The sequence below is a fragment of the Paenarthrobacter sp. NCHU4564 genome (assembly GCF_052156435.1).
Taxonomy (GTDB): domain Bacteria; phylum Actinomycetota; class Actinomycetes; order Actinomycetales; family Micrococcaceae; genus Arthrobacter.
Window position 1 is genome coordinate 44,657 of record NZ_JBQLIS010000001.1, and the last position, 13,937, is coordinate 58,593.

The 13,937-nt window shown below is 64.6% G+C and carries 12 protein-coding genes; all 12 read right to left on the minus strand.

The features are described 5' to 3' along the window. Positions 1–3 precede the first annotated feature (3 nt). From epsE to ACSVIE_RS00250, 12 genes are read right to left on the minus strand one after another with little or no spacing between them, the layout of a single operon-like run. The gene (gene epsE / locus ACSVIE_RS00195) at positions 4–1,224 is read right to left on the minus strand and encodes an exopolysaccharide biosynthesis GT4 family glycosyltransferase EpsE (RefSeq protein WP_442422660.1); all 1,221 of its coding nucleotides are present in this window, start codon (positions 1,222–1,224) and stop codon (positions 4–6) included. A gap of 22 nt (positions 1,225–1,246) precedes the next feature. Then, on the minus strand, positions 1,247–2,077 hold the full coding sequence (locus ACSVIE_RS00200; protein ID WP_442422661.1) for a chain-length determining protein: 831 nt from the start codon (positions 2,075–2,077) through the stop codon (positions 1,247–1,249). Beyond that, the gene (locus ACSVIE_RS00205; RefSeq protein WP_442422662.1) at positions 2,065–3,507 is read right to left on the minus strand and encodes an O-antigen ligase family protein; all 1,443 of its coding nucleotides are present in this window, start codon (positions 3,505–3,507) and stop codon (positions 2,065–2,067) included. The genes ACSVIE_RS00200 and ACSVIE_RS00205 overlap by 13 nt, the downstream gene beginning before the upstream one ends. Further along, on the minus strand, positions 3,504–4,742 hold the full coding sequence (locus ACSVIE_RS00210; protein ID WP_442422663.1) for a glycosyltransferase family 1 protein: 1,239 nt from the start codon (positions 4,740–4,742) through the stop codon (positions 3,504–3,506). Before ACSVIE_RS00210 ends, ACSVIE_RS00205 begins: the two co-directional genes overlap by 4 nt. Further along, complete coding sequence (locus ACSVIE_RS00215) at positions 4,739–5,677, minus strand: DUF6492 family protein (RefSeq protein ID WP_442422664.1); 939 nt, start codon at positions 5,675–5,677, stop codon at positions 4,739–4,741. Before ACSVIE_RS00215 ends, ACSVIE_RS00210 begins: the two co-directional genes overlap by 4 nt. Next, entirely contained in the window at positions 5,674–7,161 is a 1,488-nt protein-coding gene (locus tag ACSVIE_RS00220) for an oligosaccharide flippase family protein (protein ID WP_442422665.1), read from the minus strand. The genes ACSVIE_RS00215 and ACSVIE_RS00220 overlap by 4 nt, the downstream gene beginning before the upstream one ends. Beyond that, positions 7,158–8,222: a glycosyltransferase family 2 protein gene (locus tag ACSVIE_RS00225; protein ID WP_442422894.1), complete on the minus strand. Its 1,065-nt coding sequence runs from the start codon at positions 8,220–8,222 to the stop codon at positions 7,158–7,160. The genes ACSVIE_RS00220 and ACSVIE_RS00225 overlap by 4 nt, the downstream gene beginning before the upstream one ends. Before the next feature lie 5 nt (positions 8,223–8,227). After that, on the minus strand, positions 8,228–8,890 hold the full coding sequence (locus ACSVIE_RS00230; protein WP_426002674.1) for an acetyltransferase: 663 nt from the start codon (positions 8,888–8,890) through the stop codon (positions 8,228–8,230). After that, positions 8,887–10,047 carry a DegT/DnrJ/EryC1/StrS family aminotransferase gene (locus ACSVIE_RS00235; protein WP_442422666.1) on the minus strand — a complete coding sequence of 387 codons (1,161 nt, stop codon included), beginning with the start codon at positions 10,045–10,047 and terminating at the stop codon, positions 8,887–8,889. The genes ACSVIE_RS00230 and ACSVIE_RS00235 overlap by 4 nt, the downstream gene beginning before the upstream one ends. Next, on the minus strand, positions 10,044–11,063 hold the full coding sequence (locus ACSVIE_RS00240; RefSeq protein ID WP_426002672.1) for an NAD-dependent epimerase/dehydratase family protein: 1,020 nt from the start codon (positions 11,061–11,063) through the stop codon (positions 10,044–10,046). Before ACSVIE_RS00240 ends, ACSVIE_RS00235 begins: the two co-directional genes overlap by 4 nt. Continuing rightward, positions 11,060–12,169: a Gfo/Idh/MocA family protein gene (locus tag ACSVIE_RS00245; RefSeq protein ID WP_426002671.1), complete on the minus strand. Its 1,110-nt coding sequence runs from the start codon at positions 12,167–12,169 to the stop codon at positions 11,060–11,062. The genes ACSVIE_RS00240 and ACSVIE_RS00245 overlap by 4 nt, the downstream gene beginning before the upstream one ends. 58 nt (positions 12,170–12,227) lie before the next feature. After that, entirely contained in the window at positions 12,228–13,919 is a 1,692-nt protein-coding gene (locus ACSVIE_RS00250; RefSeq protein ID WP_442422667.1) for a sugar transferase, read from the minus strand. Positions 13,920–13,937: the final 18 nt, after the last annotated feature.

Below are 13,937 nucleotides of genomic sequence, written 5' to 3' on the forward strand. Positions count from 1 at the left end.
GCTTCAGATCAATGCTGCGAGGGCGCGGGCGCTTGCCCGGACGTCGTAGGACTCTTCAAGGCGCAGGCGGGCCCGCTGCCCCATGGCTGTGGCTTGCGAGGGACTGTGGAGGGTGTTGAGGATTGCTGCTGTTAGTTGGTTGGAGTTCCCGGGCTCAACCAAGGTGCCGGTGTGTCCGCTGGCCACCAGGTCCGGAACTCCCCCGGCCGATGTTGCGACGATCGGCACTTGCATGGCCATGGCTTCCATGATGGCTACTCCCAGTGGTTCCTCGTGGCTGGCCAAGGCGAAGAGGTGTGCGTTTTCGAGTTCAGCTTTGATGCGGCTTTCGGGCACGGCGCCCAGCAGTGTTACCCGGGGGGTGAGCCCGCGCTCCGTTACGGCACGTTCCACTGCTGCCCGGTAGCCTTTCCCGCCGTGGTCGTCCTCTCCGGCGATGGTCAGGACGGCTTCCACGCCTGTGTCGACCACGGAGCGGAGGGCGGAGAGGAGTTCGATGTGGCCTTTGCTGGGGTTGAGCCTCCCGCAGCTGAAGATGCGGGCCGGGCCGGTGCCCTGCCAGGGGATGTATGGTGCTGCGCGGGTGAAGGCAGCCAATTCCACGCCCATGGGGGCGACTTCGACGTTCGCCGGCATGAATCCATCCAGCTGCTTTCGGGTTTCGTTCAGGAGTTTCTCGGTGATGACGATCGAGAACTTGGCGTTCCGCCATTTCTGCTGCTGGTTGGGTCCATAGTCACTGAGGGGTCCGTGGAGGGTGAGGCTGTAGGGAATGCCTGTGAGGAGGTGCGCGAACAGGGCTACCTGGGCTGAGTCGGCGCAGGAGTGCACGTGGATATGTGACCACCCCCGTGTGTGTGCATGATGTGCCAGTTCGGCTCCGGCCCAGAAGAGTCCTGCGGTTCGCAGGACATCACGGGCCATGGCCTTCGGGTTTGACTGTCGGCGCAGGCCCGAAGCTTCTGCCAAGGGGGCAAGATGGTGCAGCCCGGGCAGGGCGGATTTGGCTGATCCGCTGACGCTCTTAGGACTTGGGGGCATCAGGAACTTGGTCTCCGGCAAGCCGTCCTGTGCCCATGGTGGCGTGATCCCTGTTTGCCTGGGCCTGCGGGTGGACACTGGTTCGGGATGTTGCCCGAGGTCCATGAGGGCTTTCAGCTCCCGCCAGAAGAAGGCATGGGTTTGACCGGGGAACTCCGGTACGAGATATCCGAATCTGGTCATCGCCGGTGCTCTATTCGGGCGTTCAGCGCGTGTTTGCCGTTTTGAGGGGGTCTTTCGGTGCGGTCTGCCGGCGGGCTTCGGACCGTGGACGTGCGTCGCTTGCCACAAGGGTTTCCAAGTGGGCGAGTGCCGCCGCCTCCTCCGGCGCAGGTGGCACCGGTCCCGGCACGAGTGGCTTTGATTGCCGGCGTGTCCGGTTCCTGGGTTCACCGTTGCTGTTGTTCCGGGTCCTGGAGGCTTCCACGGCACGGGCGAGGGAGACTGTTCCAAGCGTGAGGACGATCCCGGCCACCACGACAACGATCACCGACCTGAGCCTGCTGGAGAACTGTTCTGTGGCTTTGTCGGGTGGGGCAACCGCCAAGGCCGTAAACAGGTACCTGTCGGAGGCTCCGTTGATGGTTTGAATGGTGCGCAGGTCCTGCTCCAGCCGTTCGCCGAGGGCCTTCGCGGTGGCGATGGCCTGCTCCTTGTCGTCGGAGATCCCCGAGATATCGATGAGGAAGGCGTCAGAGGGCCGCTCCACTTTGTAATCCGTGCTCAGTCCGCGGGAGGCAAGGAAATCGCCGGTGGCGACATCGTTCAGCCGCGTGACCGCCACTTGCGCTACCAGGGACGTGTCCGCGGACCGAAGATAGGGATTGTCAGTGTTCAACAATCCGAGAGACGGGTCCTTTTCGATGTCCTCGGACGTGGGAGTCTTTGGATTGACAATCGCGTACGTCGTCCGCGCTTCGTAGGTCCGTGGGGCGTACGAAAACATGTAGACCGCGGCCACGGCTGTCAGAAGGAGGACCGGCAGCACGAAGATCTTGTAACGCCACAGTGTCTTGAATACGGCTACGGGGTCCATGATCCCTCCTTGGGGAGTGGTTGCGTGGTACTTGGGCGTTCCGGGGGCTCGTGATGCGGGGCTTCGCCTGGTTCCTTGAGCTGGATTTCTCGGCGGACCATGTTCCAGGCTCCACCTGCCAATCCGACGATGAAGGGGTAGGTGAGGGCGAAGACCGGGAAGGACATGGAGTCGAAGGTGAAGGAGCAGACGGCGGCGACGATGCCTGCGGCCGCAACGGCGCCGGCGAGGCATCGGAGGGCCGGGATGCGGGATGCGCGGGCTGCAAGGAGTGTCGAGAGGCCCGGCAGGGTCAGGTAGGCGATCAAACCCACGAGCCCCACCAGGCCGATGGTCACCGTGGCGTTGAGGTACTGGTTGTCGAGGATGTGGATGGCGTTGCTGGGCATGTAGTTCCCGGGCCCCACGCCGAAGAAGGGCCGCTCTTCCACCATGGCTGCTACCCGTGGATAGTTGTTGGTTCGCGTCGTGATGGAAGGATCATTGTCGCCGGCGGTCAGTGACGCTGTCAGAGTGCCCACGAGCCCGGGCACACCGAGGAAGAGGGCCGCCACAATGGCGGGGGCGGCGATGAACGCCCAACGGCGCGCCATCCTGGGCAGGAAGGGAATGAAAACGGCCATACCGGCCAACAGTCCCAGGATTCCGGAGCGCGAGACTGTGGACGCAATGGCGAATACCAGCAGCGCCGTGATGGTCCAATGCACCCATTTCCTGCCCTTCACGTCGTACAGGCTCCTCCAGATGGAGAGGGGAAGGAGCATGGAGCAGATGACGGCCAACTCGATGGAATGGAACGTGCTTCCCGAGACGCGCATCATGGCGCCCCGTATTTGGAAGGCTGTGTTCCCGCCGTTGTTGGTGAAGCCCGGCATGGCCATTTGCAGCCACTGCATGGGGTCCACCCTGAAGAAGAACTGGACGACGGCGACGAGGCAGCAAAAGGCGGCACCGGCCAGCAAAGCCCTGGTCAGTGCCATGGCCGCGTTGAGTGTTCGTACAGCTTCGGCGGTAACGAGGATGATGCCGGCACTGGCCAACAGGAGTATCAGCCATCGATCGGCGGCGGCGCGCGCCGGGCTTTCGCTTCCGCCTGTGTAGCCCGAGTACATGGCCGCGTACGAGGCGCAGGTGCCCACCCACAGCAGAACGAAGCCCATGCGCCCCGGATGCCGGTTCTCGAGGGGGTTGGTCAGTCCGAAGAGCACGGAACATACCCATACGGCCAGCAGGAGCAGCGCAATGATCAAGGGCAGGGTGCCGACTGCCCCCAGGGGCTTGAGCACCATGTTGGAGGGGAAAAAGAAGATCCCGAACGCTGCGAACTTCAGGAGCAACGGCACGTGCGACGTGCCTTTGCCGGGTTCGAGGCCGTCGATTCCGGCAAAAGCGCTGGGCCGCATTGCCGGCCTGAACCTGGTGCTGCTCATGGCGATCCCGGAAGTATGGTGTTGCCTGAGCACGCTGACTCCAGCACCTCGGCAAAGGCGTCTGTAGATACTCTCCAGTCCAGCCGCCTCCGTGCGGCAATCCTTGAGGCCCGGTCCTGGATGTCGTTGGCCTCCACGGCGCGTGCCAGGGCTCCGGCCAAACCACTGGGGGTGGCCGGTGCCCAGATCACCTCCGGATCCTTCAAAACCTGCGCGGCGAACGCTGATTCGTTCAGGACCGGGACGTTGCCCGCGGCCAACAGTTCCTCCGGAACAAGGGAGATGTTGGTGAAGGACAGGGCAAGGCCTGCGACGGTGCTGTTGTACAGCCTGTTGAGATCTCCGGGGGGCAGGTTCCCATGATTGTGCACAGGAATGGACCACCCGGTGATGCTGTCCCCGTAGATGTGGATTTCCTGGTCGGGGTGCATGGCATGGAACTGTTCCAGAGCCAGCTTCGCCAGGAGATAGCCGCGCCGGTCTACAGCCCGCTTGGCGTAATACACCACCCCGTGGCGGGTCGGTGCCCCCTCCGGCCCTTCAAGCAGCCTGTATGTCCTGGTGTCGCACGCGAAGGGCACGGAAGCCGCGGGCTCCATACCCAGTTCGGACTTCATGACGGCGCCGATCATTCCCCCAAGGGCGATGTTGGTGAACCCGAGCCGGTAACTGTTTTCTGCGAGCGCATACAGGGTGCCCCTCGGGTAGAAGTAGGGTTCGTAGTCCTGGATGAAGTAGAAACTGTGGAGGTGTCGGCTGCCGTGGGCTGCGGCCGCATAAGCCGTAGGCCAGGAGCTGGCGACGATGGCGTCCATGCCGTGGAAACCTTCGGCGACGCTGCGGATCTCCGCTTCCATGAGTGGCCAGTGCTTTCTGATGACAGCGGCGTGGCGGGATACGTCGTCGCTGTTCCTGTCGTACAGGAAGAGGGCACAGCGGTGTCCGCGTTCTTCCATGCCCTGCACCATGCGGAAGAAGGTGGTGTGGCCGCCTGAGCCTGGACCGGGCGGTGTGCAGACCCAGCCGACATTCATGGCGCCGGATACCGGGTGGGGCTGACGGTGTGGTGCGTTATTGGCGGACGCCTGAAGATCTTCCGTGCGGACGGGCAGGTCGGGTTCGTTCACGGACAGCCGTTCGAGGGTCTTGCCTGCTGCCTTGTGGATGATCTTCCTGGTGACTGCGGGCCAGCCGTCTCGTTGTGCGTGTGCCATGACGCGGTGGAGTACGTTCATGGGCGGACTCCCCGATGGTTGGATCCTTGGCGTGCCTGCCTGAAGGCCTCCAGTGCCTGCCTTCGGTCCTGCAGGGGGATTCCGGCCTTGGCGGAGAGCATCACCACGTTCTTGTCCGGCGGTGCTCTGCGCAGAAGGCGTTCAATGTCCGCTTGGGTGAGCCTTTTTTCTTCCGAGTGCACGATCCCTTGCATTTCGCTGACGTGGGCACCGGGACCCGCGGCGACTTCATCCACGTACAGCCCGTACAGCATCATCTCGGAGAAATGCAGTTCGGCCCCGACGGCCGTGGACCAAAGGCGTCCTTTCACCTCCTGGATATGGCGGAGCATGTCCCGCACCAGCCGCGGTTCCCAGAGGCACGGCCAGCAGATGTAGTCGTCCAGGTCTCCGTCCGGTGGCGGTTCAAGGCCCAGCAGCCTTCGGGCCGACGCGTGCCAGAGCCTGTGGCCGGGCAGTGTTTTGTCAACACCTCCGGGTTTGCGGTACAGGGCGATGGAGCCATTGTGCCTGAACGTGTCGAGGTTGGTCTCGCGGATCAGCACGCTGTCGGAGTCCAGCAGCAGGGCTCCATCGACGTGCAGCACGGATACCGCCGACAGTTTCAGGATCTGCTGGGTAATCCAGCCTCGGACCGGTGGCCAGGGGCGGGCGCCATTGACCCAGACGTTGACTCCGGGAGTCTTGATGAAGGACCGGGGAAGGAACTCGCGGGCGTCGTGGACTTCCGTCCTGGGTCCTTGGAGTTTCCTGAAGGCCGGAAGGTCCTGGGCCGGCACAATAATGTGGTGCACCACGCCGGGGGCCGTCAGTTCAAGGACGGAACGGTTGAGGTCAACGCAGAGTTCGAGGTCAGGCAGGTAGCTTGGCGTGACCACTGAGAGGTTGCTGCCGGGCATGGACGCCGGACTGGCAGGTATTGGAGGCGGCATCATGCGGCACCCTCTTTCGCGGTTTCGGGCAAGGCAGTGTTCAGCCGGCCCCGCAGGAGGTTCCTCAGGGTCAGAAGGAGCACCCTCCCCTGCCGATAGGTCAGCGTGCCGTATACAGCGACACCCGCCAGGCCACCCAGCAGCAGCGGTACAACGGATCCCTGCACGGTTCCTGCGACCAGCCAAGCCGCGGTTCCTGCCGCTGCTGCGGCCAGCAGCGGCACGATGCTCCCCCGCATCAGGTCCAACGCCCGGATGCCCAAAACCAAGGTCAGGACCCTGACATACATCGGAATGACCACCAGGCAGGCCACGACCGCATGTGCAGCGCCCGCGCCGGCAATCCCCCACTGGCTGATGCCGACGTACAGGGCAGGCACCAGGGCGGCCAGCCACACTACCTGAACCCAGAAGAGCCACATGGTCCGGCCGGCGCCAACCGACAAGTCGGCGAAGAGTTCCACCAGGATGCGTGTGGCACCGAACACTCCCAAGGTAGCCAAAGCCACTGAGGCCGGGGCCCAGGTGGATCCGTAGGCTACGACGATCAAGGGGTGCGCCAGGCCCACCACCATCGCTGAAACCGGGAAGGCGAAGTATGCGATACCTGCAACAAAACGCCCGGCCAGCGTCCCCAGGGTGCCGTCGGCGTACAACCGTCCGAAGGTTGGGACTGCGGTCGCCCTGATCACCGACGTAATGACGGCGCTGGGGAGCCCGGCCAGATTGAATGCCAGCAGGTACAGACCCAAAGCCGTGGGGTCCAGCAGCCTGCCGATCAGGAAGTAGTCAACATTCAGGGTGATGAAGACCACCAGGTTCGCCATTGCCAGGGGCATCCCAAGCTTCACCACCTCCAGCGCCACGGAGCGGTCGAAACCCGGCAGGTAGCGGCGCGGGGTGATGATCCAATAACCCACCAGGGCCACCAGTTGGCCACCAACCCGGGACCACGCCAGCGCCATCGCACCCCAGCCCTCGGCAGCCATGGGAACCACCAGCACGAGCACCGTCAGCACGCTGCCGACATCCACGAAGACCCGGGCCTTTTGCAGGTACTCCCGCCACACCATGGTGGACGGGACGGCACCGAGGCCTTGGAGCAGGATTGTCAGCGACAACACCTGGATGACGGGGGTCGCTGCGGGGTCGTCGAAAGCCGCTGCGAGCGCGGGTGCGGTGATGATAGCCGCTGCTGTCATTACGGAACTCGTCACCAGGGCGATCGTGAACACGGTAGGGGCTACCCGGTCGGGATCCCCGGTGCCCCGTGCAAGGGACGCCGTGGCACCGAGTTCTGCCATGTTCGTGGCTATGGTTTGGACAACGATCGCAACTGCGAGAGCACCAAAGTGTTCGGGCGCGAGCATCCTCGCCACGATGATGGTGGTGGCGAACTGCACAATGCGCCCCAGGGCCATGTTCACGCCACCCCAGAGGGTGGCGCCTACGGCCCTTTTTCCCAGTGCTCCCCTGGTTTCCGTCATGAGATGCCCGTCATGGCCCACAACCGCCAGCGCACCCGGTCAAGCTGGCCCCGGACAAAGGCAATCGATGATGCGGTGCCACCAGGCCCGCGTCCCCGCGTTGCCCGGGCGATCCTCGCCTGGAGCAGGTTTGCCCTGCGCACATTGCCGGGGACATCGTGCAGTGACTCGACGAATTTCCTGAGTTCGGTGGCCGCTTCCACGGACACCGGCCCCGCCAATTCGCTGCAACCAAGGCGGGTTGCTTCCCGGCACAGGGCTTTCTTGGCGCGCAGCAGTTGCTTTGTCCGTACGGCGGCAGGGGCCGGGAAACGCGGATCTTCCAGCACACGGAAGGCATCCAGTCGGTGCTGGATGTCCACAGCGGCGGAGGCAAACCGGGTCTGGTGCATGTTGCTGCCGTGCACGCGGTAGTACGCCTGGACCGGACCGTTGATCCGGCCCACATCCCAGGACGCTGCTGCCCTCAGCCAGTACTCAAGGTCCCCGGAGTGTGGCAACAAGGGGCTGTACGCCCCGATGCCGAGGACGGCTTCGGTCCGCATCACGACTTCCGGGGACAGGATAAAGTTCCGCCCCCGGGCGCAGGCCAGTGACATCCACGTCCGGCCATCCCACACTGTCCACGTTTCGCGTTCCGGCGGGCCGGCGGGCGGCGGCTGTTCAGTGAAATCCCTGGGGAGGCCGTACACAAGCCCCACACGCGGATTGGCTTCCATCAGGGCAGCGGCCCGGGCCAGCGCACCGGGTGCCACCAGGTCATCGGCCGAGACGAGAGTGACGTACTTGCCGGCAGCCCGGGACAGGCCGTCGTTGTAGGTAGCGATGTGTCCTTGGTTGCTGCTGTGGGCCACTACCGTGATGCGGGGATCTGCCGAGGCCAACTGCCGGGCAACGGCCAGGCTGTCGTCGGTGGAGGCGTCATCGACGACGATCACTTCAACATCCACCCCGTCCTGCGAAAGGGCGCTCGCGGCCGCCTCCGGCAGGAAGCGCCCGTAGTTGTAGCAGGGAACCACCACCGAGACCACGGGACGGCGCGGCAGGGGGCGGGGGCGCATGATCTTCACAGGATGCCCTCCAATGCCGGGAAGTTCCCGCGTTGTATCACCTTGGCCGGCACGCCGGCCCAGGTTTCGTCCTGGGGGACGTCGTGGAGGACCGCAGCACCCATCCCGATCGTGGCGCCGGCACCGACGGAGCGGCGCTCGCGGACACTTGCGTTCATGCCGATGTAGGCTGCCCGGCCGATGACCACGTTGCCGCCCAGCGATACGCCGGCTGCGAAGGTGCTGAAGTCGCCGGCCACGTCATCGTGGGTGAAGGTGACGCCGGGCATGGCAACCACGTGGTTGCCCAGAGTCACCGACGCCGTCATGGTCACGTGGGCCAGGATGATGCTCCCGTAGCCGATATGGCAGCCTTCCGGGACATGGACGGACGGGTCGACGGCGGTGGCGTACCGGTCTTCTGCCAGGCCCAGTGTTCGCAGCCGCATGGCCACGCTTTCCCTTCCGCTTCCGGAACCGATGCACAGCAGCAGCCTGGCGTGCGGAAAGAGGAGCGCGTCCCGGATGGGTCCCAGGACATGGGCTCCGTCAACCACCCGACCCAGTTTGTCCTCGTCGTCATCCAGGATCCCTATGACGTCGTACTGCCCGCTGTTGCGCACCATGGCCAGGACTTCCCGGGCCAGTCCGCTGGCGGCGATCAACAGGAGCTCGGTCATCGTCCCTGCCCCGCCGCCCGCAGTACGGAATCGATCACCCGGAGTTGGTCCCCCAAGGTGAGCTGGTGATACAGGGGCAGGATGAGCGTGTGGTCGGTGAGCCACTCGGTGGCCGGAAGGGACACCGGGCCCGCGGCCGCGTAGGCCGGCTGCCGGTGCGCGGCCATGATGCCGCGCCGAGCCGAAATTCCGTCCTCCGCCAGCTTCTCCATCAAGGCATCCCGGCCGAGCCTGAAGCCCGGCCCCACTTCGATCCAGCACGACTGGAAGTTGGTTGTACCGTAGCCGGGGTCGGCAACCAGGCGCAGGCCCTCGATGTCCGCGAAGGCATGGGCGTACTCCGCGGCCAGTTCCCGCCGTCGCCGGACCGCCTCCTGGAGGCGGCCCAGTTGGACAAGCCCGACGGCGGCCTGAAGATCGGTCATGCGGTAGTTGTAGCCGACTTCGAGGTACTCTTCGGCAGGGGCCAGGATGCTGGCGTGGCGATCGGCTGCCGAGACGCTCATGGCGTGTTCACGCAGTCGGCGGGCCCTGTCCGCGAAATCCTTCCGTGGGGTGGAGAGCATGCCGCCCTCACCGGTGGTCAGGATCTTGCGGGGATGGAAAGACCAGGCAGCGAGTTCCGCTCCTGCCCCGGCAGGGCGTCCCCGGTACAACGAGCCGATGGCACATGCGGCATCCTCCACCACAGTGATGCCCAAGGGGTCGCACAGGCCCCGGATGGGGTCCAGGTCCACGGGGACGCCGCCTTGGTCCACGACGATGACTGCCGTGGTGCGGGGAGTCAGGGCGGCCCCGATGGTCTGCGCCGTCACGCATCCCGTTGCCGGGTCCACATCGGCAAAGACCGGCCTTGCGCCCGGATATGTCGGGGCGTTGGCCGTGGCTATGAAGGAGAACGAGGGAACCACCACGTCGTCACCGGCTTGGACGCCCGCCGCAGCCAAGGCCAGGTGCAGGGCTGACGTGCAGCTCGAGACTGCAACTGCAAAAGCGGCTTCCTGCCGGGCAGCGAAGGCGTCCTCGAACTGGCGTACCTTGGGACCTTGCGCCACCCAGCCGCTGGCAATGACGTCAGCCACGGCCTGGGCTTCTTCGGTGCCGAGCCAGGGTTTCATCACGTCAATGCGCGCCATGGATGTCCCGTAGGTAGTCATCGGGCACCTGCCACGGGTGTCTCCCGGCGTGTCACTTCACGTGCTGCCGCAATCTCCTCGCGCAACGGGCGCCACCAGGCAACCAGCGAGCGCAACCCGTCTTCCAGGCCAATGGCGGCTTCGAACCCCAGGTCGCTGCGCGCCGCCGTCGTATCCGCCAAGCGGCGCACCACGCCGTTGACGGCGCGTTCGGGTCCGTGCTCCAGGTGCAGTGGGGAGCCCATGACGGCCAGGAGGGTTTCGGCCAGTTCCGCCAGGCTGGTTTCCGTGCCGCTGGCGATGTTGTAGATGCCCTCCCTGACGTTGCTGGCGGCAGCGAGGACATTTGCCCTTGCCACGTCGGCGGTGTGGATGAAGTCCATGGTTTGTTCGCCGGTGCCGAAAATCAGTGGCGGCAGGCCGTCGGCAATCCGCTCCATCCACCGGACGAGCACCTCGGTGTAGAGCCCGTGCACATCCATGCGGGGCCCGTAAACGTTGAAGTAGCGGAGGAGGACATAATCCAGGCCGGACATGGCCCGGAAACTCCTGGCCATGCCTTCGTTGAAGGATTTTGCTGCACCGTAGAACGTGTCGTTGTTGTGATGGTGGTGGTTTTCCTTGGTTGGGAACGTCTCCGCCATGCCGTAGACCGACGCGCTGGAAGCGGCGATGAGCTTGTCGATGCGGTGCTCCACGGCCGCTTCGAAGACGTTGAAGGTCCCGTCCACCAGCACTTCCAGGGCCAGCCGGGGTTCTTCGGCGCACTGGGTGATCCTGATGGCTGCCTGGTGGAACACCAGGTCCTTCCCGGTCGTCAGGTCGTGGACCAGGTCGCGGTTCCGGAGATCCCCTTCCACCAGGTGCACGCGTTCGGTGGCCAGGGCGTCATCAAGGTTGGCCCGGCGTCCGCGGACGAGATTGTCCAGCACGTCAATGTGTGCGGCTCCGGCGTCAAGCAGTTGGTCGACGAGCGTGGAACCGATGGTGCCGGCCCCTCCCGTGACCAGGACGTTGGCGCCCAGGAGCGTTTTCACTGTGCAACCTGGAGCGTGACCTCATTGCCCTGAACCAGTGCCGACTGGCCGTCGGTGCCCAGGCTGCGCGAGACGGCCTCCAACACGGAGAGAACCCGCAGCCCCGATTCTCCGCTGGTGCGCGGAGTCGTGTGGTTCCGGATGGAGGCGGCAAGTTCACCGACTACCTGGCCCAGCGGTTCGCGTTCCTGCAGCGCCGGCGACCACGTGTCTCCGAGCCGGTAGGAGATCGCTGAGTTCTTCTTATCCGCTGCCGAGCGGGGTTGGTGTTCCAGGCTGACTCCCCGGTCGTAGACGCTGATTCTTTGCTGGGGGTTCAGGTCGTCCCACACGAGGGTGCGTTTGGATCCGCCAATGATCATTTGCCGGATTTTGGTGGGGCTGAGCCAGTTCACATGGATGTGGACCATGGCGTCGTTGGGGAGGCCGAAGGTCAGGTGGCCCACACAGTCGCGGCCTGTGCCCAGGGGGTCGGCGCCGTGGGCGGAGATTTCGGTGGGATGCAGTCCGCCGGGGAGGATGAAGTCAAGGATGGACAGGTCGTGCGGTGCCAGGTCCCAGAACACGTTGACGTCCGGTTGCACGAGTCCGAGGTTGATGCGTACCGAGTCCACGTACAGGATGTCCCCCAGGGCCCCGCTGGACACCAATTCCTGGATTTTCAGGACGGCCGGTGTGAAGCAGTAGGTGTGGTCTGCCATGAGGACCAGCCCACGGTTCTTTGCTTCCTGAACCATTTCCAAGCCTTTGGCCCGGCTGTCGGCCAGGGGCTTCTCCACCAGGACGTGCTTCCCCGCGCGAAGGGCCGTCATGACCACCCCGTGGTGGGTATGGGCGGGCGTCGCCACGGCGACTGCGTCCAGGTTGTAGGTGTCCAGCAGTTCATCCAAGGATTCGACGACGGGCACGGAGCCGACGGTTTCGGCCAGCCGCAGTCCGCGTTCGACGTCGAGGTCGCAGATGGCCACAAGCTCCCAGTCGGGGCTCGCTTTGAGGTTCCGTGCCAGGTTCGGCCCCCAGTAGCCGGCCCCTACGACGGCGATGCGGAGTTTGGGGGTCAGCCCGTGGCCGTTGAGGTGGCTGGTGGGTATCGGTCCTATGCTCATGTTCCACTCCAGGTTTCTGTGGATGGCTTGAATTTTTTTCTGCTGGTTGTTGCCCGGGTCAATAGGCGCCGGACGGGGCTGTCATGGCCTTGAAAGTGCGCCACATGATCATCACGTCCCCGGCGATGGACCAGTTCTCCACGTAGTAGAGGTCCAGGCGGACGGCTTCGTCCCATGGAAGGTCGGATCGGCCGTTGATTTGCCACAGTCCTGTGATGCCGGGCTTGATCAGCAGGCGGCGACGGGTGTGCCGTTCGTAACTGTTCACTTCCCGCAGCAACGGCGGACGCGGCCCCACGAGGCTCATGTCGCCGGTCAGCACATTCCAGAACTGCGGCAGTTCATCCAGTGAGTACTTCCTCATCCAGCGGCCGCATCGCGTGATCCTGGGATCACCGCGGATCTTGAAGAGGACGCCGGCCCCTTCATCCTGGGATTGCAACCCGGCCAGCCGCGCTTCGGCGTCCATCACCATGGATCGGAACTTGAGCATCTGGAAGGTGGAGCCTTGCTTCCCGATCCTTTCCTGGCGGAACAGCACGGGGCCGGGGCTGTCGAGTCGGACAATGAGCGCCAGGATCAGCAGCAGCGGTGACAGTACCAGCAATGCTGCAGTCGATACCGTGATGTCCATCAGCCTTTTGAGGGTGTGTTTTCCTCCGCTGTAGTGCGGAATGTCCACGTGCATCAGCGGCAGGCCTTCCACGGGCCGCCAATGGATGCGGGGACCTGCGACGTTGGTGAGGGTGGCTGCCAGCACGAGCTCGGCCATGTCGTCCTCCAGCCGCCATCCGAGTTCCTGGATGAACTGGTTCCCGCCGGGAACAGGGCCGGCCACGATCACTGCGTTCGCGCCCGTCTGCCGGACGGTGTGGGAGATTCCGTACAGGGAAGACAGCACCGGTACACGGACGCCGTCCACCACGAGAGCGGCTCCCTTGCGGGCTCCTGGCAGGCACGCACCCACGATGTCGTAGGGGGCCCCGCTGCGGCGGTTGATCTGCTTAATGACGTATCTGGCGTCCTGCGGTTCGCCCACGACTATCGCTTTGGACAGGCAGTACCCCTGTGCCTTTTGCCGGGACAGCCAGCGACGGAAACACCACCTGCTTCCCGTGAGTGCCACCAGGCCAACGGGCAGGGACACCAACACGAAGGAGCTGACGGATTCCAGGTGGAACACCACGGCGAGGATTCCGAGGAATCCGAAGACCCGCAGACTGGCCGACAGCACGCGCTTGTATTCTTCCGGGCCCACACCCAGGACTTTCGGGTCCCGGGTCCTGTAGACCTCAAGTGCTGCCATCCATGCCGCGGCAAGGAGCACGCCGAGGAGGGCTTGTTGACCATGCCCCGCTCCGACGGCCCAGGGAGCCTGTCCCTCTGCGATCGGCAGGAACCCCGCGATAACGGCGCCCATGACCAGCAGGCTGTCGGAGAGGCGGAGGCTTACGGTGAAGAAAAGCTTCCAGTTGTTCCGGCTTCCGTCGGCCCTGCTTCGCATATCGGCCGGGGGAAGTCCGGGCAGGGTGACTGGCGGCGTGGTCATCGGGGTGACATCCGGACCCAGCGCCGCCAGTCCCGCCTTTTCAGTCCGCTGTGCAGCAACGGACTTGTCAATCCAGGGAGACACCGGCAGATTGACATCGGCCGTGGCAGGGACGCCGGTGAAGGCAGCCTTGGTGGAAAGCCGGTGCGCACCGCCAGGTGCCGCTGCCCTGCCCATTCGCAAGACCGGAACTTTTACCATGTCAGCCTTCTTCGCAGA

Excerpts from the sequence above, each read along its gene's own strand:
- ACSVIE_RS00250 (WP_442422667.1), bottom strand. The coding sequence starts at position 13,919 with ATGGTAAAAGTTCCGGTCTTGCGAATGGGCAGGGCAGCGGCACCTGGC.
- ACSVIE_RS00220 (WP_442422665.1), bottom strand. The coding sequence starts at position 7,161 with ATGACGGAAACCAGGGGAGCACTGGGAAAAAGGGCCGTAGGCGCCACC.
- ACSVIE_RS00245 (WP_426002671.1), bottom strand. The coding sequence starts at position 12,169 with ATGAGCATAGGACCGATACCCACCAGCCACCTCAACGGCCACGGGCTG.
- ACSVIE_RS00235 (WP_442422666.1), bottom strand. The coding sequence starts at position 10,047 with ATGACTACCTACGGGACATCCATGGCGCGCATTGACGTGATGAAACCC.
- ACSVIE_RS00200 (WP_442422661.1), bottom strand. The coding sequence starts at position 2,077 with ATGGACCCCGTAGCCGTATTCAAGACACTGTGGCGTTACAAGATCTTC.
- ACSVIE_RS00215 (WP_442422664.1), bottom strand. The coding sequence starts at position 5,677 with ATGATGCCGCCTCCAATACCTGCCAGTCCGGCGTCCATGCCCGGCAGC.
- ACSVIE_RS00230 (WP_426002674.1), bottom strand. The coding sequence starts at position 8,890 with ATGACCGAGCTCCTGTTGATCGCCGCCAGCGGACTGGCCCGGGAAGTC.
- ACSVIE_RS00225 (WP_442422894.1), bottom strand. The coding sequence starts at position 8,222 with ATGCGCCCCCGCCCCCTGCCGCGCCGTCCCGTGGTCTCGGTGGTGGTT.
- ACSVIE_RS00205 (WP_442422662.1), bottom strand. The coding sequence starts at position 3,507 with ATGAGCAGCACCAGGTTCAGGCCGGCAATGCGGCCCAGCGCTTTTGCC.
- ACSVIE_RS00210 (WP_442422663.1), bottom strand. The coding sequence starts at position 4,742 with ATGAACGTACTCCACCGCGTCATGGCACACGCACAACGAGACGGCTGG.
- epsE (WP_442422660.1), bottom strand. The coding sequence starts at position 1,224 with ATGACCAGATTCGGATATCTCGTACCGGAGTTCCCCGGTCAAACCCAT.